Origin of the sequence: Sorangium sp. So ce1504 (assembly GCF_051521635.1) — a bacterium.
Taxonomy (GTDB): domain Bacteria; phylum Myxococcota_A; class Polyangia; order Polyangiales; family Polyangiaceae; genus Sorangium; species Sorangium cellulosum_B.
Map to the genome: position 1 here is coordinate 7,452,675 of NZ_CP150365.1, position 23,675 is coordinate 7,476,349.

17 protein-coding genes are annotated in these 23,675 nt (G+C 72.7%); 5 read left to right on the forward strand and 12 right to left on the reverse strand.

Translation table 11 applies throughout. The features are described 5' to 3' along the window. The first annotated feature begins 3 nt into the window (after positions 1 to 3). Positions 4 to 489, forward strand: a complete 486-nt coding sequence (locus tag WMF39_RS28005) for a DUF421 domain-containing protein (RefSeq protein ID WP_437739538.1) — start codon at positions 4 to 6, stop codon at positions 487 to 489. A gap of 7 nt (positions 490 to 496) precedes the next feature. Here WMF39_RS28005 and WMF39_RS28010 read toward each other — a convergent pair whose 3' ends face one another. The 5 genes from WMF39_RS28010 to WMF39_RS28030 all read right to left on the reverse strand — a co-directional run bounded on the left by WMF39_RS28010 (position 497) and on the right by WMF39_RS28030 (position 8,126). Beyond that, positions 497 to 1,984, reverse strand: coding sequence for a DUF2330 domain-containing protein (locus WMF39_RS28010; RefSeq protein WP_437739539.1), 1,488 nt, complete (start codon positions 1,982 to 1,984; stop codon positions 497 to 499). A 149-nt stretch (positions 1,985 to 2,133) separates the two neighbouring features. Further along, positions 2,134 to 3,549: a methylenetetrahydrofolate--tRNA-(uracil(54)-C(5))-methyltransferase (FADH(2)-oxidizing) TrmFO gene (gene trmFO / locus WMF39_RS28015; RefSeq protein ID WP_437739540.1), complete on the reverse strand. Its 1,416-nt coding sequence runs from the start codon at positions 3,547 to 3,549 to the stop codon at positions 2,134 to 2,136. 34 nt (positions 3,550 to 3,583) lie between these two features. Next, entirely contained in the window at positions 3,584 to 6,181 is a 2,598-nt protein-coding gene (gene topA, locus WMF39_RS28020; RefSeq protein ID WP_437739541.1) for a type I DNA topoisomerase, read from the reverse strand. A 127-nt stretch (positions 6,182 to 6,308) separates the two neighbouring features. Beyond that, a complete protein-coding gene (locus tag WMF39_RS28025; RefSeq protein ID WP_437739542.1) occupies positions 6,309 to 7,280 on the reverse strand; it encodes a DNA-processing protein DprA in 972 nt (323 codons plus the stop codon). A gap of 96 nt (positions 7,281 to 7,376) precedes the next feature. Beyond that, positions 7,377 to 8,126, reverse strand: a complete 750-nt coding sequence (locus WMF39_RS28030) for a hypothetical protein (protein WP_437739543.1) — start codon at positions 8,124 to 8,126, stop codon at positions 7,377 to 7,379. 79 nt (positions 8,127 to 8,205) lie between these two features. Between WMF39_RS28030 and WMF39_RS28035 the strand changes: the two genes are divergently transcribed. Together WMF39_RS28035 and WMF39_RS28040 are read left to right on the forward strand one after the other, a co-directional pair. Beyond that, positions 8,206 to 9,210, forward strand: a complete 1,005-nt coding sequence (locus WMF39_RS28035) for a hypothetical protein (protein WP_437739544.1) — start codon at positions 8,206 to 8,208, stop codon at positions 9,208 to 9,210. After that, positions 9,207 to 10,001, forward strand: coding sequence for a glycerophosphodiester phosphodiesterase (locus WMF39_RS28040; RefSeq protein WP_437739545.1), 795 nt, complete (start codon positions 9,207 to 9,209; stop codon positions 9,999 to 10,001). The genes WMF39_RS28035 and WMF39_RS28040 overlap by 4 nt, the downstream gene beginning before the upstream one ends. 30 nt (positions 10,002 to 10,031) lie before the next feature. Here the strand turns inward: WMF39_RS28040 and WMF39_RS28045 are convergent, their stop codons facing one another. From WMF39_RS28045 to WMF39_RS28055, 3 genes are all read right to left on the reverse strand, one after another. Continuing rightward, positions 10,032 to 11,501 (reverse strand): protein kinase domain-containing protein, encoded by a 1,470-nt coding sequence (locus WMF39_RS28045; protein ID WP_437739546.1) that lies wholly within the window; start codon positions 11,499 to 11,501, stop codon positions 10,032 to 10,034. A gap of 161 nt (positions 11,502 to 11,662) precedes the next feature. Beyond that, a complete protein-coding gene (locus WMF39_RS28050) occupies positions 11,663 to 12,550 on the reverse strand; it encodes a LolA family protein (RefSeq protein WP_437739547.1) in 888 nt (295 codons plus the stop codon). 194 nt (positions 12,551 to 12,744) lie between these two features. Next, positions 12,745 to 14,643 carry an HTH domain-containing protein gene (locus WMF39_RS28055; protein ID WP_437739548.1) on the reverse strand — a complete coding sequence of 633 codons (1,899 nt, stop codon included), beginning with the start codon at positions 14,641 to 14,643 and terminating at the stop codon, positions 12,745 to 12,747. An 876-nt stretch (positions 14,644 to 15,519) separates the two neighbouring features. Here WMF39_RS28055 and WMF39_RS28060 point away from each other — a divergent pair. Then, positions 15,520 to 15,918, forward strand: a complete 399-nt coding sequence (locus WMF39_RS28060; RefSeq protein ID WP_437739549.1) for a hypothetical protein — start codon at positions 15,520 to 15,522, stop codon at positions 15,916 to 15,918. A gap of 33 nt (positions 15,919 to 15,951) precedes the next feature. On the opposite strand, the gene alaS is transcribed toward WMF39_RS28060, so the two are convergent. The 4 genes from alaS to WMF39_RS28080 form a co-directional block, all read right to left on the reverse strand. Beyond that, positions 15,952 to 18,708 carry an alanine--tRNA ligase gene (alaS, locus tag WMF39_RS28065; protein ID WP_437739550.1) on the reverse strand — a complete coding sequence of 919 codons (2,757 nt, stop codon included), beginning with the start codon at positions 18,706 to 18,708 and terminating at the stop codon, positions 15,952 to 15,954. 178 nt (positions 18,709 to 18,886) lie between these two features. Continuing rightward, positions 18,887 to 19,726: a HEAT repeat domain-containing protein gene (locus tag WMF39_RS28070; protein ID WP_437739551.1), complete on the reverse strand. Its 840-nt coding sequence runs from the start codon at positions 19,724 to 19,726 to the stop codon at positions 18,887 to 18,889. 272 nt (positions 19,727 to 19,998) lie between these two features. Next, positions 19,999 to 22,206, reverse strand: coding sequence for a TIGR04551 family protein (locus WMF39_RS28075; RefSeq protein ID WP_437739552.1), 2,208 nt, complete (start codon positions 22,204 to 22,206; stop codon positions 19,999 to 20,001). Positions 22,207 to 22,401: 195 nt separating this feature from the next. After that, entirely contained in the window at positions 22,402 to 22,545 is a 144-nt protein-coding gene (locus WMF39_RS28080; RefSeq protein ID WP_437739553.1) for a hypothetical protein, read from the reverse strand. Between the two features lie 311 nt (positions 22,546 to 22,856). Between WMF39_RS28080 and WMF39_RS28085 the strand changes: the two genes are divergently transcribed. Then, complete coding sequence (locus tag WMF39_RS28085; protein WP_437739554.1) at positions 22,857 to 23,648, forward strand: OmpA family protein; 792 nt, start codon at positions 22,857 to 22,859, stop codon at positions 23,646 to 23,648. The last annotated feature ends 27 nt before the right edge of the window (positions 23,649 to 23,675 follow it).

The window sequence follows — 23,675 nt, forward strand, 5'->3', positions numbered from 1 at the left end:
ACCATGGAGACCGTCGCCCGCGTCGCCGTCGTTTATGTGTTCCTCGCCGCCGCGTTCCGCGTGCTCGGCAAGCGCGAGCTCAGCTCGATGTCGCCGTTCGAGCTCGTCACGCTCATGCTGATCCCCGAGATCGTCTCTCAGGCCCTCGTCCGCGAGGCGTCGCTCGCGAACGCGCTCGCGGGCGTGTCCACCGTCCTCGTGCTCGTGTTCCTGACGTCCCTCCTGACGCACCTCTTCCCGAAGGCGTCCAAGGTCATCGACGGCTCGCCCACGGTGCTGGTCGCGAAGGGCCGTATCCTGGAGGAGGCGTGCAATCGCGAGCGGATCCAGCCGGAGGAGATCCTGTCCGAGATGCACAAGAGCGGGCTGGAGCACCTCTCCCAGGTGCGATGGGCCATCCTGGAGGCGGACGGCGCTCTCACCATCGTCCCGGAGCAGGGCCACGCCCTGCCCGTCGCCCGGGCCAGGACGCGGGACGAAGGCGTCTGAGCGCCGGTCAGGCCGGGCGGGAGGCGAGGCGGCGCGCGCCGCGTCGGGCGATCGCCGCCGCGAGGGCGAGGGCGCCGAGCGTCATGCCCACGAGCGTGCCCTGCCCGCGGGTCCGCGAGGGGCGATCGCCGTCGAGGACCGGGATCGCCGCGCCGCAGAGCACGTCGGCGTGGACGCTGACGCGGGCGCGCAGCCAGTTGTCGACCCGCTCCTGCGGCGCGGGGCTCAGGACCAGGTCCGTGTCGAGCGCGGCGCGCGGCAGGTTCGCCTCCAGGCGGGTCAGCCAGACGTCCTTCGGGTGCAGGCCGACCATCGCGATGGCGAGGTCGTCGAGCGACCCGCACGCGAGGTCGCGCGCGTCGATCTGGTCGGAGGCGACCTCCCCGCAGCTCGGATCCGACAGCGGGACGCCGGCCGGGCACGGGTTCGCCACGGCGCGGCTCTCGGTCGCGATCTCGGCGAAGCGCACGGCGCACGCGGAGTCCTGGACCTCGCCGGTCTCGCCGTTGGCGAGCCCCTGCTGGGCGAACGCGGCGGCGATCGTGTCGACCGGGGTGGTCGAGCCGCTCGTTGTGTAGCGCACGCCGAACGGCGCCGCGGGGCTCGACACGGGCGAGAACAGCGAGCCCTGCTGCGCGTAGGGGGTGAGGAACGCGCGGCCGCCGTCGGCCGCCGCGATCGCCTTCTCGCGGAGCACGCCGTAGTTCGACTCCTGCGAGGCGAAGTCCCACGCGAGGAGGTCGATGGGGACGGCCGCGGCCGCGAACCCCTCAGGGGCGAGCCGTGCCTCGCTGATGGTGAAGAGGGTGATCGCGACGTTCGCGCCCGTCCCGGCGGCGACCATCCGGAGCGGGAGCGCGGGGTTCGCCCCCGGCGTGACGACCCGCACCGGCGTCATCTCCTTCACGTCCTTGCCCGGCTGGAGCCTGATGGCGATGAAGTCGAAGCCCTCGTCGACATAGGCGTCGATGATCGGCTGCGTCGACTCGTCGACGTTGAAGCCGTTCTTCTCGAACCAGGCGTTCAGCACGCCGGGCGTGTCGGTCGCGAGCGTCACGGTGTCGTACGGACCGACGGTGCCGCGGTGAAGCACCACGACGTCATCGCCGCCGAACGCCCTCCCCGCCGCATCCGCGGAGCCGAGGGTCGCGCCGCAGCCCCCGCCGCTACGGGCGCAGGTGGAGCTCGGCGCGGTGATGCGCACCGACGTGGCCGCGTCGAGCGTCTCGAACCAGGCATCCGAGCCTTCCTCGAGGATCGCCCCGCGCTTCACCGGGAGCACCCACCCGAACGCGCTCGGATCGCCGGAGTACTGGATCTGATCCCAGAGCACCGACTGGACGGGCGACACGGAGAGCACCATCCGGTGCGCGTTGACGACCGTCGTCTCGGTGGGCGGGGCGAAGCACCCGCCGCAGGCGAGCGCCTCGCGCGGCGACAGGAGCGTCACGGAAGGAACGGCGAGCGCAAGGAGCGCGAACAAGCGAAGTTTCATCGGCTACCTCCATGGGCGCAGGTCCGCGCGGGCGGGCTCTCGAAGCGCGCGGGCGGCGCGCGGCGCACCACCGCCAGGCTATCCAAGCCTGCGCGCGGCGGGCAGCCCGCGCACGATTGGCGCGCCGCCCGCCGCCCGGCGAGCCGCCGTCAGCCCGCGGCCCACCACGCGTCGAGGTCGCGGAGGGCGCGCTCGGCCATCACCTCGTAGCGGGCGCGCTTGCGCAGCTTGCCGTGCGCTGGATCGAGCGGCGCGATGTGCGCCCAGGTGATGTTGGACGGCTGATACGTGGGCTGCTTCCGGCCGAGGTGCGTGAGGATGCCGCCGAGCGCCGTCGTAGGCGGCGGCGGCCGGAGCGGCTCGTTCCGCAGCTGCTGCGCGAGGAGGATCGCGCACACGAACCCCGCCGCGGCGCTCTCCACGTAGCCCTCGACGCCCGAGATCTGGCCGGCCAGGTGCACGCCCGGCAGCGCGCGGAGCTCCATCGCGGGGCCGAGGAGCGCCGGAGCGTCGACGAAGGTATTGCGGTGCACGGAGCCCATGCGGAGGAACTCGGCCTCCTCGAGGCCGGGCACCATCCGGAACACCCGCAGCTGCTCGGCGTACTTCATGCGCGTCTGGAAGCCGACCAGGTTGTACGCCGTCGCCGCCTCGTCCTCCGGGCGCAGCTGGAGCACCGCGTAGGGGCGCCGGCCGGTGCGCGGATCGGTGAGCCCCACCGGCTTCATCGGCCCGAACGCGAGCGTCTGCTCGCCGCGCACAGCCATCACCTCGCAGGGCAGGCACCCCTCGAAGTAGCGCACCTCCTCGAAGGCGCGGGCCTCCACCTTCTCCGACGCGACGAGGGCCTGGACGAACGCCTTGTACTGCGCCTCGTCGAAGGGGCAGTTCACGTACGCCTCGTCGCCGGCCTCGGCGTCGTCGCGGCGCTCGGCCGCGTCCTCCGGCGGCGCGGCCCGCTCCAGCTGCGCGCTCCGCTCGCCGCGGACCGCGCCCCCCTTGCCGTAGCGCGACTGCTTCCACACGCGCGACCAGTCGATCGAGTCGGCGCTGACGATCGGCGCGATCGCGTCGTAGTAGGCGAGGTGCTCGGCGCCGACGGCCGCGGCGAGGCTCGCCGCGAGCGCGTCGGAGGTGAGCGGCCCCGTCGCGAGGATCACGGGCCGCTCGGCGGGGATCTCCGTCACCTCCCGGTGCTCGACGGTGATCCGGGGGTGGGCCTCGATCGCCCGCGTCATCGCCTCGGCGAACCGCTCGCGGTCGACCGCCAGCGCGCCTCCGGCCGGCACCGAGGTCTCGTCGGCGCACCGCAAGGCGAGCGAGCCCACGCGCCGGAGCTCCTCCTTGAGGAGCCCCACCGCGTTGCTCAGCGCGGCGCCGCGCAGCGAGTTCGAGCACACGAGCTCGGCCAGCCGATCGCTCGTCTGCGCAGGCGTGCGCCGGTGAGGTTTCATCTCGACGAGGCGCACGCGCAGCCCGCGCTGCGCGAGCTGGTACGCCGCCTCGCAACCGGCCAGGCCGCCTCCGACGACGACGACGTCGTGCGGGCTCTCCGCTCCGTTCATACAGCTCACCAGGGTGGGGGGTCTCGCGGGCTTCTTAGCTCGCCGTGCGGCGGGCGCGCACGGCCCGCGCGGGCTTTTCGGCGGCCCCCTGGGCCGCACCAGCGCCCTGCGGCGCGGCCTCGGGCCGGCCGGCTGGCGTGGGCTCCGCCGGCGCGGGCCGTGCGGCCGGCGCCGGGGCGGCGCTCGCGACGACCGCCGCGGCGTCCGGGGTGGCGGTGCCGTCGGCGGCGCCGTCCTCCCCTTCCCCCTCGACGATCTCCTGCTTGAAGCCGCAGTCCTTCGTCGCGCAGACGAGCATCGCCTTCTTGCCAGCGGTGCGGGTGACGAACTTCGCGCTGCACTTCGGGCATGGGACCGGCACCGGCTTCTGCCAGAGCTTGAACTCGCACTTCTGCTCGGCGTTCCAGTTGGAGCAGCCGTAGAAGGTGCGCCCGCCCTTCTTGCGGGGCCGGATCTCGATGAGATCGCCGCCGCAGCTCGGGCACGCGACGCCGAGCGGCACCGGGCGCGTGTTCTTGCAGGCCGGGTACCCGGTGCACGACAGGAAGTCGCCGAAGCGGCCCGTCTTGATGATCATCGGCTTCCCGCACTTGTCGCACGAGATGTCGGTCTCGCGGACGGCGGCGGTCCCCCGCGCGTCGGACAGGTCGCGCGTCGCCTTGCACTTCGGGTAGCGCTCGCAGCTCAAGAACCAGCCGTTCTTGCCCCACTTCTTGAGCATCATCGACCCGCACTCGTCGCAGACGATGTCGGTCTTCTCTGCCTCGGGCTTCCACGGCGCGAGCTTCTTCGACTTGTCGAGCTGCTCCCTGAACTTCTTGTAGAAGGTCTTGAGCAGCTGCTCGCGCTTCAGGCTGCCGGCGCCGACCGCGTCGAGCTCCTCCTCCATCTGCGCCGTGAAGTTCGGATCCATGATGTCGAGGTTCGACCGGACGAGCCCGTCGACCACGAACTTCCCGAGGAGCGTCGGCTGGAACGCGCCGCCGTCCCGCTTCTCGACGTACGCGCGCTGCTGCACCTTGCTGATGATCTCCGCGTACGTCGACGGGCGGCCGATGCCGCGCTTCTCCAGCTCGCGCACGAGCGAGCCCTCGTTGTAGCGGGGCGGCGGCTGCGTAAACTTCTGGTCGGTGATGACCCCCGGGGGCGACACGGCGAGCGCCTCGCCCTCCTTCATGTCGGGCAGGAGCGCCTCCGAGTCCTCCTCGGCCGAGGGCCCCGGCGCCGCGCGCTCCGCCTCGGCGGCGGTCGCCTCGGGCGCCGGCGCGGCGGCGCCGCCGTCCGCGGCGGCGCCGCCTGCGCTCTCGTCCTCGCCGGCGAACTCCTGCTGGCCCTCGGTCACCTGCAGCCAGCCGGCGAACTTGAGGATCCGCCCGGTCGCCCGGGCGAGGTAGCTCCGGTACGCGGGCGCCGCGATCGTCGGCGCGACGTCGATCTCGACCGTCGTGCGGTCGTACACCGCCGGGGTCATCTGCGAGGCGACGAAGCGGTTCCAGATGAGCTTGTACAGCTTGTACTGCTCGTCCTTGAGGTGCTTCTTGATCGAGTCCGGGTGGATCTCGACGCTCGTCGGCCGGATCGCCTCGTGCGCGTCCTGCGCGTTCTTCTTCGACTTGTAGACGTTCGGGCGCTCGGGGACGAACTCCTTGCCGTACCGCTTCGCGACCACGCCGCGCACCTCGGCGATCGCGTCGTCGCTGACGCGCGTCGAGTCGGTACGCATGTACGTGATGAGGCCGACCGGACCGCCGTCGCGCTTGAGGTCGATGCCCTCGTAGAGCGCCTGGGCGATCTGCATCGTCCGCTTGGCGCCGAAGTGCAGGTAGTTCGTCGCGTCCTGCTGGAGCTTCGAGGTGGTGTACGGGGCGGGCGGGTTGCGCTTCTGCTCGCGCCGCACGACCTTCGCCACCTTGTAGCGGGCGGTCTCGAGGTCGGCGCGCACCTTCCCCGCGACCTCGCCGTTCGTCACCTCGAGCTTCTTGCCGTCGGCGGAGGCGAGCTTCGCGACGAACGGGGCGCGCTGCGGCGGGCTCGCCGCGCCGAGGCCGACCGCGATGTTCCAGTACTCCTCCGGGACGAACGCCTCGACCTCGCGCTCGCGGTCCACGATGAGCCGCAGCGCGACCGACTGCACCCGCCCCGCCGACAGGCCGAACGCGAGCTTCGACCAGACGAGCGCCGAGACGTCGTAGCCGACGATGCGGTCGAGCACGCGCCGCGCCCGCTGCGCGTCGTACAGGTTCTCGTCGAGCTTGCGGGGGTTGTGGACGCCGTGGTCGACCCCCTTCTTCGTGATCTCGTGGAACTCGACCCGCGCCACCTTCAGCTTCGGGTTCTTGATCTCCTCCGAGATGTGGAACGCGATCGCCTCCCCTTCGCGATCGGGGTCGGTCGCCAGCAGCACCTCGTCCGCCCTCTTCGCGGCGGACTTCAGCTCCTCCAGGACCTTCTCCTTGCCCTCGATGACCTCGTAAGTCTCGGCAAAATCGTTCTGCACGTCGACGGCGTTCTGCTTTTTGGGCAGGTCCTTGACGTGCCCCTTCGAGGCGAACACCTCGTACCCGTTGCCGAGATATTTCTTGATGGTCTTCGCCTTCGCCGGCGACTCCACGATGACGAGCGTCTTGGCCATCACCACCTTCTGAGCAACGAGATCGGGCTTGTGAGGATTGAGGGGCGCCCTTCGGTGCGAGGGAGGCCCCCCCGCGAGGAGGCGGCCACCCGAAACCGCACTGGGCAGGGTGAGCCGGCGCGCCCCTTCAACGAAGAGCCCGCCGAAACAACCCGGCGGGCCCCTCTACTACTACGGCCTGGAGCGTCAACGTCAAGAGTGCCTCCACGGCGCGTCTGGGCGGAAGCCCCGTCCTCTCGCAGACCTCATCCACGTGCGCCGGCCGGGCGTCCAGGGCGTCGAGGACCGCGCGTTCGGCCGCGCTCATCGACGGAGGTGGCCCATTTTCCTCGGGCGAAACGCCCGTCCGCGCCCCGAAGGCGGCCTCCGGGAGCGGCAGCGTGCCCCCGCCGGGCGGCCTGTTGCGCGCCGAGCGCCGCGCTCGCCGGCGGGGCGGAGGCGCCTGCCCGCCGAGAACGTCGATCACGTCGGCCGCGCGCGTGATAGGGCGCGCGCCGGAGACGAGCTCCAGCGCGCAGCCCACGCCGCGCGGGCTCCACGGGGCGTGGGGGACGACGCAGAGGTGACGGCCGAGGCGGCGGGCCGCCGCGGCGGCGGAGCGGGCGCCGCTCTCGATCCCCGCCTCGACCACGACGGTCGCGAGCGTGAGCGCGGCGAGGACCGCGTTGCGCTGGAGGAACAGCGCCGGCAGCGGCGGCGTGTCGTCGGGGACGCGCGCGAGCAGCGCGCCGCCCGCGGCGAGGACGCGCGCGAACAGCGCCGCGTGCTCGCGCGGGTACGGGTGCGCGTGGCCGCCGCCGCCGACGACGACCGTCGGCGCGCGCGCGTCGAGCGCGCCCTCGTGCGCGGCCGCGTCGACGCCGCGCGCGCCGCCCGACCAGATCGAGAAGCCCGCCTCGCCGAGCGCCGCGGCGAGCGCGCGGGTGAACCGGAGCGCCTCGTCGCTCGCGGCGCGCGTCCCGACGATCGCGACGCCCGGGCACGCCGGGAGCGCGCCGCGGAGATAGAGCGTCGGCGGCGCGGCCTCGGTCTCCGTCACGAGGGCCCAGAGCTGCGCGGGGTAGGAGGGATCTGCGGGCTGGATCTCGATCGACGCCATACGCGGCGTGTCGACCGACGCCCGGGACGAGTTGCGCGAAATGAGGACCGCGGCACGAGGAGCGCGCGGCCGCCCGCTCCCGGCGCGGTCGCCGCGCTACCGGGGCGGCACGCGAGGCGCGGCGCTCGGCGGCGCCGTGTCGGGCGGGGTCGCGCCGGGCGGCGCGGCGCCGGGCGGCGGGGCCGGGCGCGCGCCCCGGAAGCCCTGGACGAGCACGACGCCCGCGCCGCGCCGCACCTGCGCGTGGAGCTCCACGGCGAGCGGCGCGGCGCCGGGGGCCGAGAGGCACGCTCCCCGGCCGCCGATCACCGCGACCGGCCCGCGGTCCGCGTCCTGGGCGACGATCTCGAGCGCGGGCGGCGCGCCCTTCGTGACGAAGAGGTCGACCTCGATCACGCCGAGCCCGCCCTGCGCGATGAACACCGCGCACTCGCCAACACCGCGCGGGACACGCACGGGGATCGCGGCGCTCTCCCCTTCCGCGATCGCGAGCGACACGACGTCGCCGAGGGGCGCCATGCCCCTCGCCTCCCCGCGCGCGGTGTTGGCGAGCGCGAGCGCCGTCACGCGCGGCACCGGCGCGCTGGCCGCGGGCCGCTGCTCCGCCGCGCGGCTCAGGAACAGGCGCGACGCCTCCGGGTCCGGCTCGGGCGCGTCGCGCGGAGGCGGCGGGTTCCGCGGCGCGTCGGGCGCGGGCGAGGAGGCCGGCGGAGGCGGCGGGCTAGGGCGCAGGACCTCGGCGCGGCCTCCGCCGCACGCCGACGCGGCGAGCGCGAGCGACGTAGCGAGCAGGCGGCGCGCCGGCCCGAACGGATGCAGTTCGACGAGAGCGAGAGCGCGCCGCACCGCGCGGAGCCTACCAGAACCGCCGCGCCGCGCTCGGCCTGCGAGCGGCCGGCCGTGGGTCGTGCTACCCACTCGCCCGATGAAACCCAGGGACATCGTCGTCGCGACGCATGGTCACTGCTTCGACGGCATGGCGAGCGCGGCGCTGTTCACCCGCCTGATGCAGGCGCTCCGCCCCGGCGAGCCGCTCGCGCTGCGGTACCGATCCTGCGGCTACGGCCCGGGCATGACGATGATCCCGCCTTCGTGGCTCGACGGTGACGAGAACGCGATCCTCGACTTCCGCTACACGCCGACGAAGAGGCTGACGTGGTACTTCGACCACCACGTCACCGGGTTCGGCTCGGACGAGGAGCGCGACGCGGCGCTCGCCGGCGCGTCGCGCGCGAAGGTCGCGGGCGACGCGCCTCACGTCTTCTACGACGCCGCCTACGGCTCGTGCACGAAGCTCATCGCGGACGTCGCCCGCGATCACTTCGGCGTCGAGATGTCCAGCGCCGATGAGCTCATCCGGTGGGCCGACCTCATCGACACCGCGCGCTTCCCCACGGCCGAGGCCGCCGTGAGCCGGGAGGAGCCGATCATGCAGCTCGCCTCCGTGGTGGAGCACCACGGGGACGGGCCGTTCCTCGCCTCCGTGGTGCCCCGGCTCGTCGAGCGGCCGGTGAGCGAGGTGGCGCGCGAGGCGGACATCCAGGATCTCTGGCGTCCCCTCTCCGTCTCGCGGCAGACGTTCGTCACGCGCATCGAGCGCGGCGCGCGGAAGCTCGGCCGCGTGGTGCTCGTCGACCTCTCCGACGCGCCGCTCGAGGCGGTCGGCAAGTTCATGACGTACGCGATGTACCCGGACTGCGTGTACTCGGTCACGCTCTCCCGGCAGAAGCAGCACTACAAGCTCTCGGTCGGCTATAACCCCTGGTGCGGCGTCCCCCGCGATCGCGACATCGCCCCCATCTGCCGCCGCTACGAGGGGGGCGGGCACCCGGCTGTCGGCGCGGCGTCCTTCCCGCTCTCCGCGCTCGAGCGCGCGCGCGAGGCGGCCCGCGCCGTCGCCGAGGAGCTCGACGGGGAGCCCGCGCGGTGACCTGGGCCGAGCAGCGCTTCCGCAGGAGCGCGCGCGAGACGGGGCGGGCAGCGTCATCACGCGCGGCGGCCACGCGCGCGCCGCTCCTCTTCGGGCACCGGGGCGTGCGCGGCGAGGGCGCCCCCGCGGAGAACACCCTCGCCGCCTTCGAGGAAGCCGCGGCGCAGGGGGCCGACGGGATCGAGCTCGACGTGCGGGTGTGCGGCTCGGGCGAGCTCGTGGCGCTGCACGACCCGGACCTCGCGCGGGTGACCGAGGGCGCGGACCCGCGCGCCGCCGCGGCGCTCCCCTGGGACGAGCTCCGGCGGGTCGACCTCCGCGGCGACCGGGTGCCGCTCCTGTCCGAGGTGCTCGCGTTCGCGCGCGGCCTTCGGCTCGCCGTCAACATCGAGATGAAGCGGGACGTGCCCGATCGCACCGCCGTCGTGCTCGCGACCGCGCGGCTCGTGCGCGCCTGGGATCCGCGCCACGCCTTGCTCGTCTCGTCGTTCGATCCGGTCATGATCGCCTCCTTCGGCGCCCTGGTGCCGGCCGTCCCGCGCGCGCTCCTCGTGCACCGGAGCCGCTACCACGACGCGGCCGTGCGCCTCGCGCCGGCGCTCGGGGCGCTCGCCGCGCACATCGAGCGGACGATCGCGTCCCCCGAGCGCATCGCGCTCCTGAAGCGGCAGGGCCGCGTGATCAACGTGTGGACCGTGAACGACCCGCGGGAAGCGCAGGACCTCGCGGCGCTCGGCGTCGACGGGCTCATCACCGACGCGCCGCGCCGCATCCGCGACGCGCTCGCGTAGCCGGCTTCGTCGGACCGGCGCGGCCGCGCGCTACCTTCGCTGCCAGGGGTCGATGATCTCGCGCGAGCGGCGCGGGCCCCGGCGCGGGGCCGACGGAGCCGGCGGGGCCTTTCGCTCGGCGGACGCCGCCGGATCCGCCGTGGCCGCGAGCAGCGCGGCGTCCGCGGCGGGCACGTCCTCGGCCAAGGGCAAGCGTGCCATCACAGGGGTCGATGCGCGGACCACCTCCAGAGACGGCGCAGCCGGGCTCACGCTCTCGGGCTCGATCGGCGCGATCACGTGGTGGGGCGCGGCGCCCTCCACGCCGACGGGCCGCAGCGCCGTGACCGCGACCGTCGCGCTGATCGCGGACAGCGCGCCGCACGCCACGAGCCAGCGGAGCGTCGCGCTCGCGTGAGGCCTGCGGTCCGCGCGCACCTCGCCGGCCGCTGCCGCCGTCAGCGTGCCGGGCTGGGACGGATCGGCCAGCGAGGCGAGCGTGTCCTGCCGCGGGCGCGGGCCCTGGTCCCCGGGTCGGGAGAGCGGGGCGAGCTCCCCTGAGCCCTCCAGCGCGCCGGCGCCGCCCGGCGACAGCCCGAGCAGCGTCCCCGTGCGCGACGTCACGGGCGCCGGCTGCGGCGCCGAGGGCACGGGCAGCGGGATGCCCGGATCGCCCGCCGCGACGACGAAGGCGTGCACCATCTCCTGCGCCGACTGGAACCGCTGGGCTCTGTCGCGCGAGAGGGCGCGCAGGAAGAAGACGTCGAGATCGGCCGGCACGTCGGGCGCGAGGTGCGTCGCGAGCGGGATCGGCTCGACGAGGATGCGCGACAGGACCGCGCCGAGCACGTCGCCCTCGAACGGGAGCTTGCCCGTGACCGCGCGGAAGAGGATCACCCCGAGCGACCACAGGTCGCTCCGCGCGTCGAGGTTCCTGTCGCCGCGCGCCTGCTCCGGGCTCATGTAGAACGGCGAGCCCAGGAGCTCGCCGGTCCTCGTGGTCTCGTCGGTGAGGAGCTTGCCGGTGAGCTGCTTGGCGATGCCGAAGTCGAGGATCTTGACGATCTCCTCGTCCTCGTCGACGCGCGAGAGGAACAGGTTGCCGGGCTTGAGATCGCGGTGGACGAGCCCGCACTCGTGCGCGCGGCGCAGCGCCTTGCCGGTCTGGACCGCGATGCGCGCCGCCTCGGCGAGGGAGAGGCGGCGGACCCGCCTCAGGCGACGGCTGAGATCCTCGCCCCGGAGCAGCTCCATGACGAGGTACGGGACGGTCCCCCAGATCCCGTAGTCCTGCACGCTCACGACGTGCGGGCTACCGAGGTTCGCCGCGGTCCGCGCCTCGCGGTAGAAGCGCGCGCGGAACTCCGGCGAGGCCGCGTGCTCCGGATCCATGAACTTGATCGCCGCCGGCGCCCCCAGCTGGAGGTGCCGGGCCAGCCACACCGAGCCCATCCCGCCCCGCGAGAGCGGCCCTTCCAGGCGGTATTTATCGCCGACGATCGTTCCCGGCTCGACGTCCATCGCCGACTCCTCCCGCCACGGCGAGGTGGATTGCGTCTGTCTAGACGTTCGAACGGGCGGCGTCCACGCCATCAGGCGAGCGCTGCCATAAGCCAGCCTGCGCCGCCCGTGATGTCCTTTGTCCTTTCAGGAGCCACCTGAACGCGCCTGCTCAGAGCACCTTAGTCCTGGCAATCGACATGGCGGCGGACGACGCCGCCCGGGACCGGCTGCGTGAACGCCCCCGAGATGAGGGGCGGATTCCACTTCGCCTCCTTGTACTGAAAGATCATGTCGTCCTCGGTGTTGGGCACCCGCATGCGGATCGAGCGGGGGATCTCGGCCATGCACGCGCCGCCGCTCGGCGGGATCGGATCGTCGATCCCCTCCGGATCGACGCGCGGCGGCGCGGTGCGGATGGCCTCGTGATGGCTCAGCTCCACGTGATAGAGGTCTGTCCCGCGCTGCGCGACACGGACCTCGCGGACGCGCAGGCGCTGCTGGCTCCACGGCGCGAGAAAGTCGCGGGGGTGCGGCTCGAGGTGGATCTCCTCCACCGCGTCGCGGGAGCCCTGGATCAGCACACGGTAGAACCCGTCGCCGTCCCAGGCTATCGAGGCGCCGTGCGGCTCGTGAGCGAGCACCGGCGCCTCGCCGCGGAGCAGCGAGACGAGGGCGTGCCCGGGGATGGGCACCTGGGTGAGCCGCGCCAGGTTGCACGTGCTCGCGGGCCCGTGCAGGAACTGCTTCTCCCGGACATCGAGCATCTGGAACTGGGTGCCATTCGACGTGAGCGTGAAGAGCGTCGCGCCGAACGGGCTCACCACGTCGAAGCGCACCCGATCCGGATTGACCGCGAGGATGTACATGTCCCCGCGGAGCCGCCCCTGGCGCGAGAAATGGTCGACCTTGGCGGTGCCCTGGACGCCGTTCACGCAGGCATAGGAGGCCTTCATCCGGTCGAGCGCCGCGTCGGCGCTCGGGAACCGGGACGCGGGCGGATCCACGGAGGCACAGCCGGTCACGAGCACGGCGAGGGGCGCGGCCCAGGCGATCGCGCGATGGCGCATGGGCGCGGACGCTGGCAAGGATCGCCGAGCCCGTCAACCGCGGAAGCGGCGCCGGGCCCATCCGCCGGAGCGGCGCGAGGGGCGTGGCCGTGGAGGAGGGTTGTCGAGGGAGGGCCGAGGCCCGGAAGACGGCGGCGAGGACGGCCGCGCGTCCGGCCCGGAGCGAGCCCCCGGCCGGACGCGCGCGAGCGGGATCAGGACGCCCGGAGCGCCTCGAGCAGATCGACGTCGGGGATCGCGATCGGGAGGCGGGCGCGGAGGACGGCGACGTCGTTGTCCTCGCAGAGGCGAGCCACCGCGAGCCCATCGAAGAGGGAGATGGGCGCGGTCCCCACGATCGCGGCCTCTTCGCGCGCACCGGAGAGCATCTGACCGGCAGTCAGGATCCAGCCGGCGGTCGCGGGGCCGTAGTGGTGGAGCGAGCCGCGCAGCTCGGTGACCCGCTCGCGGCCGACCTCGCGGCCGTCCCGCCGGATGACCAGCGCGAGCTTGATCTCATCACCCGCCGTGCGGAGCGCGCCGGAGAAGTGGCTCTCGCCGCCCGGCGCCCCGGCGCGGCGCACCGCGCGCAGCTGGCCGATGCCGATGCGCTCGAGGGCGAGGACGCAGATCTCGACGAAGGCATGGCCCGGGAGCTCGGAGAGCTTGCGCACGAAGGCGCGCCGCGCGGCATCGCGGTAGCGCTCCACCGCGGCGAGCGCCTCCTGCTCCAGCCGCGCCAGGTCGCCCGGCAGCAGCCAGTCCGTCAGCGCGATCCTGCCGCCGGCGAAGCGGAAGCGGGGCCGCTGCCCCGCGGCGATGCGGCGCGCGTTGTCGGCGCGCACGGCGGCCGCGACCTGGGACTGCACGAGCTGCACGTCGCCGGCGAGGCGGCCGCGGCGCTGCGCCGTCTCGGCGATCTGCCGGAGCGAGACCGCGCCCGCGTTCCGATCGAAGGTCGAGAGGATCCCGGCGACCGCATCGGCGAGATCACGGCCGGCGAGGTCGTCGAGCGCGTGCCCTTCGCCGCCCGTGAGCTCGATGACCTGCGGACCGCGGTAGACGGGCTCGGCGCCGAAGCTGTCGGGGCGGTCCGCTCGGTCGGTGCGCTCGACCCGGTCGGTGCGCTCGACCCGGTCGGTGCGCTCGACCCGGTCGGTGCGCTCGCCTCGCTCGGGGCGATCGAAGCGCTCGGTCCGGTCGGAGCGCGGCGGCTCGCGGCCGTTCTCGCGCCGCGCCTCGAACACCGGCGTCGCGACGTAGGAAGGCAGCCCACCGGTGCTCGGGTTGGCCTCCGCGGTCCCGCGGCCGCGGCGGCGACGGCGGCGGCGGCGGCGGCCCTCGCCCTGCTCGCCCGACGAGCCGGGCGTCGCGCGGTCCTCGCCGCCGAGGATCGGCTGATCGTCGTCGTCCTCTTCGTCGAAGAGCTCCGCGGCGCCGGCGACGGCCTCGGCCCGCATCGCCTCGTCCGGGCCCGGCGGCTCCGCGTCGTCGAGCTCGCCCTCTTCCTCGTCGATGTACGTGCTCGCGGCGCGCGGGGACGACGGCGCCGGCGGCGGCACGGGCTCGCGCGCTGCCGCGATCTCCACGCCGTTCAGCCCGGCCGCGCTCGTCGCGCCGGCCGCGACCTTCTCGTCGTCCTCGTCCTCATCGTCGATCGCAGGCGCAGCCTGCGCCGCCGCGGCGGCGGCTCTGCCCTCGACCTCGACCGCGCCGCGCTCCGCCTCGAGCTCCGCGGGAGCGCCAAGATCGCTCTCTTCCACCGCGTCGTCGTCGGCGCCCGCATCGAACAGGGTCGGCTGCTCCTCGTCCTTGCGCGCCTTGGCCGCCTCGGGCTTTCCGCCGCGCTTCGCCTTCTTGCCGTCGAGCCCGGACTTGATGGTCTTCTCGTCCCACTCGCGCAGCGCGAACACGCCCGGCTTCACGCGCACCAGGGGGTTGTCCGCCGTGTCCTTCTTCAACGTCGCCGCCAGGCGGGCGCCCATCGTCACCTCTGGGCTCTTTCCAACGTGGCTAAGGAGGTTCTTCTCGATCGCGATATCGGTGATCTCTTTATAGTGAAGCGGTCTACCGATGAGGCGAAGCACCTCGGCGGCTGCATCCGTGAACGTCATCTTTGTTCGCCCTTCGGGCGCGCCGCCCGGCGGGCGCCCTCGTCGTCCCCATCGCGGCCGCCCCGTCCAAAGTGGCTGACGAAGCGCGCGGGATACCCCACCGCAGCCGGGAAACGCACATTCGCTCCCACTCGACCACGACGCGCGGAACGGCCTGCTCGTAGCATGCTCGGAAACGGCGGTCAACGGGACGCGCGATCCGGCTCAAGAGAAGCCGCTGACCGACCTCTAGGGCACGGAACCGGGGGCCGGGCGGCGCGAGGCCCGGATCGACCGGGCGCCGCGCCGAGGCGAGCGCGCGGCGGCCGGCAACGGCAGCCTGGATGAACGCTCGGCGCGCAGTCAACGGCGCGCGCGGGCCCCTGGACGAGCATCGATGTGGCTCGTGAGCGGATGTCGCCAGTCCGGAGCACGGGAGAAGACCACGGGAGAAGAGGAGTTGATGCGTTGATCCGTTGAGGTGTTGAGTGTGTCGATAGGTCCGGGAGTCCAGGAGTCGAAGGCTCTCCCTCAACTCACCGCATCGCCGCACGACCGCACCACCACCGCGCGGCCGAGGAGCGCCATGCGATGATGGAGGAAGCGATTGGCCGGAGCGCGGCGGACGGACCGGGCATCACCGTACATGACCGCGCGCAATCATGCGCAACCGCGCGTGATCATGCGTAACCGCGCGTAATCATGCGCAATCAAGCGTAACCGTGCGCAACCACGCCCAACCGCGTGTAACCGGGCGTGGACGGGCGCTCCTGGACGGCGCACCCCGATCGTCGCGCGGTCGTCACGGCCGCGGCTCGCCCGGCCAGCGGTGGCGCGGCGCGGCGCGGGCAACAGCGCTTTTGCGCTTTGCCATCTGCCGGACAGGAGGGTTACGCTATGTGGGTGGAGCTTTCGCGGTTGCTCGACGAGCTCACCCTGGCGGCGGACAAGGTCGGCATCGCCGTCAGGATGGAAGCGTTCGATCCGCACCTGTCGGACGCGCGCAATCCGCGGGGCGGGCTCTGCACGGTGCTCGGCCGGCGGATCATCCTGGTCGACGCCAACGCGTCGCTGCCGGATCGTATCGCCACGGTCGCGGCCGCGCTCGCGCGCGTCGATCTGGAGTCCGTGTTCCTGCCGCCGATCGTGCGCGCGACCATCGGCGCTCATGCCCGCGGCGCGCGGCCCCGGGCGGCCGCGCCGGGCGAACCAGCGCGGCTGCCGGCGCGCCCCGCGCGGGGCGGGAAGGCCCCGAAGCTGCTCCCGCTCGCCCGCACCAAGTGGCGTGACGCCTGAACGACTGTCCCGGCAGGGCGCAGGCAACGCGCGCTACGGCGCGAGCGCCCGCTCGACCTCGGTGTAGAGCGCCGCGATCGCCGCATCGAGCTGCGCCACGTCGGTCCCGCCGGCCTGCGCCATGTCCGGGCGGCCGCCGCCGGAGCCGCCCACGATGCGGGCGATCGGCTTGATGAGCTCGCCGGCCTTGAGCCGCTCGGTCGCGGACTTCGAGAGCATCACGGCGAGCTGCGCCTTGTCGCCCACGACCGCGCCGAGCAGCACCGCCGAGCGATCGCCGAGCTTGTCGCGCAGCTTCTCCGCGAGATCGCGCAGCGCGCCCGGGTTGGTGCCGTCCGGCACCCGGCGCGCGAGCACCTTGATCCCGGCGATGTCCCGGGCGCCGTCCAGCATCGCGTCGATGCCGCCGCCGCCGCCGCCGCCCTGCGCAGGGCCCGCCCCCTCCAGGATCCGTCGCTCGAGCTCGGCGACCTTCTTCTCGAGCTCTCGCTCGTGCGCCACGATCTTCCCGATCTTCTCAGCGAGATCGCCGCCCTGCGCCTTCGCTACCTGGCGCGCCCGGGCGAGCTCGGCCTCGACGCCCCGCGCGTACGCGAGCGCGTTCAGCCCCGTCGACGCGAGGATCCGCCGCACGCCCGCGGCCACGCCGCCCTCGCTCGTGATCTTGAACAGCCCGATGTCCCCCAGCGCGCACGCGTGCGTGCCGCCGCAGAGCTCCACCACCTCGGGCGTCATCGTGAGCATTCGCACCGTGTCGCCGTACTTCTCCTCGAAGATCGCCATCGCGCCCCGCCGCCGCGCCTCGTCCATCGGCAGGATCTCGGTCGTCACCTTCGCGTTCGTCAGGATCTTCTCGTTCACCAGATCCTCGATCCGCGAGATCTCCTCACGGGTGAGGGGCCGGTTGTGCGTGAAGTCGAAGCGGAGGACGTCCGGGCCGACCCGCGAGCCCTTCTGCTGCGCGTGCTCACCGAGCACCTTGCGCAGCGCCCAGTGCAGGACGTGGGTGGCCGAGTGGTTGCGCCGCGTCGCCGACCGCGCCGCGTGGTCCACCGTCAGGTGGACGCGCTGCCCCACGGCGAGCGCCCCCTCGCTGACCACGCCCTCGTGCACGACCAGCCCGGCGAGCGGCTTCTGCGTGTCCTTCACCTCGACGCGCGCCCCGTCCGCCGTCACCTCGCCGATGTCGCCGACCTGACCGCCCGACTCGGCGTAGAACGGCGTCTCGCGCACGACGATCTCGACCGTCGCCCCCGCCTCCGCGCGCTCGACCAGCGCACGGACCTTGCGCGCCCGGTCGCCTTCGCCCTGGACGTCGACCCGGACGATCGCGACGATCTCGCTGTCGCCCTCCTCGTGCTCGTAACCCGTGAACACCACCGGCTGCGCGAGCTTGGCGCGGGCCTCGCGGTGCGCTGGGTCCACCGCGGCTGTCGGATCGATCGGGCCGTCCGCCTCGCCGGCGCCCTTGATGATCGCCTCGGCCCCCTGGACGTCGACGCCGAAGTTCGACTCCGCGCAGATGACCTGGGTCAGATCGAGCGGAAAGCCATAGGTGGTGTAGAGATCGGCCGCGGCGGCGGCCGGGAGCGTCCGCTCGCCGGACGAGCGCATCTCGTCGAAGCGCTCGTCGAGGATCTTCATCCCGCGCTTCAGCGTGGAGCGGAAGCGGACCTCCTCGTCCTCGGTGACGCGGGCGATGAGCTCTCGCCGGTCGCGGAGCTCGGGGTACGTCTCGCCCATCCGGCGGACCACCTCGAGCGCGACCTCGTGAAGGAACGGCCGCTCGATCCCGAGCCGGTGCCCGTGGCGGATCGCGCGGCGCATCACCCGGCGGAGTACGTACTCGCGCCGCTGCCGCTCGGGCATCACCCCCTCGGCCATCAGGAACGCGGCCGTCCGCGCGTGATCCGCGATGACCCGCATCGACACGTCGTCGTCGGCGCTGCCCCCCGTGTACGGCTTGCCGCTGAGCTCGGCGGCCTTGTCGACGAGCCCGCGGAGCAGGTCCGTGTCGTAGTTCGACGTCACGCCCTGGAGCACGCTCGCGAGCCGCTCCAGGCCCATGCCGGTGTCGATGCTCGGCGCCGGCAGGGGCACGAGCGGGCCGTCCTTCTCGATGCGCTCGTACTGCATGAACACGTTGTTCCAGATCTCGGTCCAGCCCGTGCCGTCGATGCGCGGCTCCTCGCCGAAGCGCGCGACGTCGGGCTCCTTCCCGTGGAAGAAGTGGATCTCCGAGCAGGGGCCGCACGGGCCGACGTCACCCATCGTCCAGAAGTTGTCGGCCAGGCCGAGCCGGAGGATCCGGTCGTCGCCGAAGCCCGTGACCTTGCGCCAGATCGCCGCGGCCTCGTCGTCGGCCGGGAAGCCCCCCTCGCCGTTGTAGATGGTGACCACGAGCCGCGACGGCGAGATATCGTAGACCTTCGTCAGGAGCTCCCAGGCGAAGGCGATCGCGTCTTCCTTGAAGTAGTCGCCAAAGCTGAAGTTGCCGAGCATCTCGAAGAACGTCTGGTGGCGCGCGGTGACGCCGACGTTCTCGAGATCGTTGTGCTTGCCGCTGATCCGGATGCACTTCTGGCTCGATGCGGCGCGCTGGTACGGGCGCCTGTCCTTGCCCGTGAAGACGTCCTTGAACTGCACCATGCCCGCGTTCACGAACATCAGCGTCGGATCGTTCTGGGGCACGAGCGGCGCGCTCGGGACGATCTCGTGCCCGCGCTGGGCGAAGAACTCGAGGAATGTGCGGCGGAGCAGGTCAGAGCTGGCAGGCGTTGCGATGGACATAGGAGGACGCGCGGTCTAGCACGACCGGAGAGCGGCTTCCGCCTGCTCGACGCGCGCCCGCGACGCCGCCGCCGAAGACGCGCGCGCCGGGCCGGTTTGCGCCGGGCCGGCGTGCGAGCCGGCCCGCGCCGGGCCCGCTGGGCGCGCCGGCCCACGCCGGCGAGGCGGGACCGCCGGGTCAGCGGCCGGAGGCGACGACGCTGCTGCCGGAGGCGGCCTCGAGGGCGAGCGGCGCCCTCTGGAGCGCGCTCTCGATCGCGCCCGCGACGGCGTCGCTCTGCAGCTGGGCGAGCTCCCTCAGGCCCTGGACGCGCTTCGCCTCGGCGAGCGCCTGGGCCGAGCCGGTCATCGAGCCCTTCAGCGTCTGGCTCGGCATCTCGCGGATCACGTACTCGACCTTGGCGGCGAAGCCGACCCCGTCCGCCCCATGGCGCTTGCTCAGGTGCGTGACCGAGCCGTCCAGCGTGAAGGCCGGCAGCTTGCGGCTCTTGCCTTCCGCAGCCAAGTCCGTGCCGTCGGCCACGATCTCGATGTCGGCGAACTGCGCCACGCGGTTGCGCGTCTGCTGCTTGAGCTGCGATCCGAGCTTCGCGTCCTTCACGCCGGAGCGGTTCTCGAACTTGCCCAGGCTGACCAGGAAGCGCGCCCTGGACGACGAGCGCGACAGCTTCTCGATGGCGGCCGCGATCGGGCGCTTCAGGTTGGGGGCAGGCTCGAGGTTGAGCGCCGCCTTGAGCGCCGGGACCGCCGCGGGGTTGCCCAGCGCGCCGAGCGCCGCCGCGGCCGACGCGCGCACCGCCGGGTGCGGATCCCTGAGCGCCTTCTCGAGGGCGGGCCGCGCGCCGGGGCTCTTCGACCTGCTGAGCGACAGCGCCGCCGCGACACGGAGCCGATAGTCCTTGCCGACCGCGATGTCGCGGAAAGCGGACGTGTCTGCGTCCTGGGCGACGGACAGGGCGGTCGACCCGAGCACCATCGACGCCGCCAAGAACATCGCAATGAAGAGACGACGAACCATCACGTCCCTCCGGAGAACGGCGGCTCACGCCACCCGTTCTCCTCGGTGAACCAGGGAAGTATCGCGACGCGCTGGCGTCCAGACAATCCTATCCTTGGCCAGGACGGTCGCGAGATCAAGGGCTGTTTGGCCCCGGATGGCTCATGCAGGACTCATGACGAGAGCGACGACGTCGCCGTTTGGCACGGTTCCGCGCCGCTTCGCCGCCCCGAGCGCTCATTTCCAGACACGCGGCGACGCGCGAGGCTGGCTGAGCGTCGGGCGGGTTCGGCTCAGAAGAGGATACCGAGATACCAGCGCACCGTCTGTGCGGTCTCGAGATCGATCTTCTGGACCGCGTCTTCACCCCTGAGCTGGCCGAGCCCGCCGAGAGGAAACAGCACGCCGTACTGCACCGCCGTGTAGAAGCCGCCCATCTTGTCGGGGTCGTCGTTGAGCGTCCCGTCCTTGGACTGGAAGTACAGCTGCGCGTTCAGCTCGATGCCGAGATCCCGGGAGTTGCCGGGAGCCTGGAGGAACTCGGAGGCGCGGCTCCAGATGGCCGCGGCGCCGACGCCGGCGCGCTGGCCGTTCTTGTCGCGGGCGAAGTCCCAGTCGACGCCAGGGCGGAAATAATACGCGCCCTGGACCCGAGAGAGGATGTTCCTGAAGAGGATCTGGTCGACCCGGTAATCGGGGTGGAAGCGGAATGTCGAGTACGTGCGATCGGTCGAGCTCTGGGGATCCATGGCCCCGAGCTGCGTCCCCCGCGGCTCGAGGGCGGGCGCGTCGTCGTCGCCGGTCGCGTACCCGAAGCCGAAGTGGACGCGCAGCCGGCCCTCCATCTCGGTGAGCTCGGCCTGCGTGGCGAGCCCGAACTGCCGGACGCCCCAGCCGGTGTCCTTCGGCGAGATGACGTTCGCATAATCGCTCTCGTCCTGCCCGCGCAGATCGAGGGATCCGTAGATCATCGCCGCCTCGAGCTCGAAGCGGAACTTCTTGTAAAGGAGCTGGAACCACACGTCGGGGATGATCATCTCCGCACCCCGATGCACGTACCCCGAAGCGACGTTGTCGGCGCTCTGGCCGAGCGACGCCGACAAGTCGGCCGTGGTGTCGCCGGCGGTGTTGTCGTTCGCCAGCGTCTGCTGCCGGTAAGCGAAGTAGACGCCGCCGTTCATGACCATGTTGCCGCGGGCGAGCTCGAGCTTCTGGAGCTCGGGATTCTTGCGGCGGACGGCGACGAACACGTACTGATCGACGTCATCGGACTGGGCGAGGTCGTACGGCTGGCCCTCGAGGTCCTGGATCGACGCGCTCGTCGCGCCCTCGTTGGCCCAGTCCCACGCACCGGCGAAGTAGATGTCGTATTTCTTGATGCCGGTGACGAACATCAGCCGGTCGACGGTCGACTGGTAGTCTGAGTCGTACCCGTCACCGCTGTTCGCCACCATACCGAGGCCCCAGTGGTTCGGCATGCGGCCGAAGCGGAGGAGACCGACGGGGGTCATGTACTCTCCCCAGATCCGCTTGACGGAGATCGAGTCCTTCGTCGAGTTGATGCCGGCGCTGGGCGCCCACTGGGTGCTGGAGAAGGCCCCGAGCGGCGAGTAGCCGCCCCGGCGGGCGACCTGGTAGCCGCCGCCCGCCGCCGGCTGGTTCGCGTAGCCGTCCGGGGTCGAGCCGAGCACCACGTTGTCGAGGAGATCGACCTGAGTGAGGATGCGCAGGTTGTCGCTGATGTGCAGCTCGGGATTGAGACGGAACCGCATGTTCGCGCCGGCCTGGGTGTCGTTCGTGCACGAGTCGAACGAGCGGGTGCCGCCGCTCGTGGTCTCGCTCGGGTTGCAGAGCGAGACCGCGTTCCCCTTGTAGGAGTCGTCGGCCGGCTGCGGCCAGAGCGCCTCATTGCGGGGGTCGATGCGGCCGAGGGCGAAGCTGTTGAAGAGCTCCCAACGGAGCCGGTAGTAGCCGTGGAACTCGAACGTCGGTCGCGCGTGGGACCACCAGTCCTCGGCGTAGACCTCGCTGGGCCGGGCGCCGATCTCCGCCTGGATCGCCTGTCGCTCGGGCTGCTCGGCCGCCGCAGCGGCTGCGGGCGCCTCCGAGGCCGCCGGCGTGGCCGGCTGCGGCGCGGAGGGGGCGGCCGTGTCGGCCGGCGGCAGGAGCGGCTGGCGCGCCGCCGGGGGTTCGGGCGTCTCGGCGCCGGCCGGCGCCGCGCCGGGCTGCGCGGGCGTCGCGCCGGGCTGGGCCGGCGCGGCGGCCGGCGCTGCGCCGGGCTGGGCCGGCGCGGCGGGCTGGGCCGGTGCGGCGGGCTGCGCTGCGCCGGGCTGCGCTGCGCCGGGCTGGGCCGGCGCGGCGGGCTGGGCCGGCCGGCGTGCCGGCTGGGCGGACGCGGAAGACGCGCCCAGCACGAGCGCGAGCGCGAGGCCCGACCGGAGGCGACGGCGAGGGGTGCCAGGGCGGCACGACGTACCCGGAGACCGCGACGAGATGGGCATCTGCTTGGTTTCGTTCGCGCGTTTTCGCCCCGCGCGCAGGAAGAGGTTGAAGATCCGAGCTCTCGGTGACCCGGAGGCCGGGGGCCGATGTCTCACGCCCGGCCTGTGTGGTCAAGGCACCGCTCGGCCCCGGGCCCTGGAACCCGGTCACGGATGCACACCCGGGACGCACCGGAGCAGGGGCCACCGGCCACCTCAACCCCGGTCGGCTGGCAGCGACGGCTGGCGGGTCCGCCCAACCTCGGTCGGGGCCGCCTCAACCTCGGTCGGGTCCGCCTCAACCTCGGTCGGGTCCACCTCAACCTCGGTCGGGTCCGCCTCAACCTCGGTCGGGTCCACCTCAACCTCGGTCGGGGCCGCCTCAACCTCGGTCGGGGGTGGGCAACGCGCTGACGAAGCCCCACGACGCGCCAGCAACGCCCGCGGCTGCGCCGCCGCCGGCGTCCCCGCTCGCGCCAGCGCCGTCGCCGGCCGCGCCGCCGCCGCTCTCACCTGCGCCGCCGGAGCCCCGATCCCGCCTCACCTGCAGCGCACGGCCGCGCGGACGGGCGGATCTCGCCGTCCTCCCCTCTGGATCTCTCGCCCGAGCTGAGCGACGCTCTCGCCCGCAGCATCCCGCTCCCGCCGACGGAGCCATGGAGAAAGCGCTCATGAACCGGACACTCATTGCACTACCCCTCGCGCTGTCGTCGCTGCTCGCCGCGGGCTGCGGCCACTCCGAGCAGGAGTGGAAGTCGCAGCTCGACAAGTACAACCAGCTCCAGAACCGGAGCCAGAAGAGGGAGGCCGAGCTCGAGAAGGAGCTCGCCGACGCGAAGCAGCGCGTCGAGGAGCTCGAGAAGAAGCTCGCGGACCAGGGCGCCGACATCTCGAAGATGAGCTCGACGCTGGAGGACCGCGAGAAGGCGCTGGCCGAGTACAAGGCACGCGCGAAGCAGCTCGAGGCGATCCAGGCGCGGTTCGACCTGCTCCGGAAGAAGCTCGAGGAGCTCGTCAAGCTCGGCCTGGAGGTCCAGGTCCGCAGGAACCGGATGGTCATCTCGCTGCCCGGAGACGTCCTGTTCGACTCGGGCAAGGAAACGCTGAGCAAGGAGGGCCAGCAGATCCTGAAGAAGATCTCGGACGTCATCCGGGGCGACAAGTCGCTCGTGGACCGCGACTACCAGGTCGCCGGGCACACCGACAGCCAGCCGTACAAGAGCGGCCCGTTCCAGGACAACTGGGGGCTGTCGCTGATGCGCGCCCGGGCCGTGCTGCTGTTCCTGATCGGCAAGGAGGGCCAGCTGCCGACGAGGCACTGGAGCGCGGCAGGGTTCGCGGACACGGACCCGATAGCGAACAACAACACACCGGCCGGCAAGCAGAAGAACAGGCGCTGCGACCTGATCGTGATGCCGGACGTCGACGAAATGCTCGACCTGACGAAGCTCGCCACGAAGTAAGCGCCGGCAAGCGAGGGGCCCGTGGCG

What these genes read in the sequence shown, in the direction of transcription:
- WMF39_RS28005 (WP_437739538.1), top strand. Translation starts at nt 4, where the DNA reads ATGGAGACCGTCGCCCGCGTCGCCGTCGTTTATGTGTTCCTCGCCGCC.
- WMF39_RS28010 (WP_437739539.1), bottom strand. Translation starts at nt 1,984, where the DNA reads ATGAAACTTCGCTTGTTCGCGCTCCTTGCGCTCGCCGTTCCTTCCGTG.
- trmFO (WP_437739540.1), bottom strand. Translation starts at nt 3,549, where the DNA reads ATGAACGGAGCGGAGAGCCCGCACGACGTCGTCGTCGTCGGAGGCGGC.
- topA (WP_437739541.1), bottom strand. Translation starts at nt 6,181, where the DNA reads ATGGCCAAGACGCTCGTCATCGTGGAGTCGCCGGCGAAGGCGAAGACC.
- WMF39_RS28025 (WP_437739542.1), bottom strand. Translation starts at nt 7,280, where the DNA reads ATGGCGTCGATCGAGATCCAGCCCGCAGATCCCTCCTACCCCGCGCAG.
- WMF39_RS28035 (WP_437739544.1), top strand. Translation starts at nt 8,206, where the DNA reads ATGAAACCCAGGGACATCGTCGTCGCGACGCATGGTCACTGCTTCGAC.
- WMF39_RS28045 (WP_437739546.1), bottom strand. Translation starts at nt 11,501, where the DNA reads ATGGACGTCGAGCCGGGAACGATCGTCGGCGATAAATACCGCCTGGAA.
- WMF39_RS28050 (WP_437739547.1), bottom strand. Translation starts at nt 12,550, where the DNA reads ATGCGCCATCGCGCGATCGCCTGGGCCGCGCCCCTCGCCGTGCTCGTG.
- WMF39_RS28055 (WP_437739548.1), bottom strand. Translation starts at nt 14,643, where the DNA reads ATGACGTTCACGGATGCAGCCGCCGAGGTGCTTCGCCTCATCGGTAGA.
- WMF39_RS28060 (WP_437739549.1), top strand. Translation starts at nt 15,520, where the DNA reads ATGTGGGTGGAGCTTTCGCGGTTGCTCGACGAGCTCACCCTGGCGGCG.
- alaS (WP_437739550.1), bottom strand. Translation starts at nt 18,708, where the DNA reads ATGTCCATCGCAACGCCTGCCAGCTCTGACCTGCTCCGCCGCACATTC.
- WMF39_RS28070 (WP_437739551.1), bottom strand. Translation starts at nt 19,726, where the DNA reads ATGGTTCGTCGTCTCTTCATTGCGATGTTCTTGGCGGCGTCGATGGTG.
- WMF39_RS28075 (WP_437739552.1), bottom strand. Translation starts at nt 22,206, where the DNA reads ATGCCCATCTCGTCGCGGTCTCCGGGTACGTCGTGCCGCCCTGGCACC.
- WMF39_RS28085 (WP_437739554.1), top strand. Translation starts at nt 22,857, where the DNA reads ATGAACCGGACACTCATTGCACTACCCCTCGCGCTGTCGTCGCTGCTC.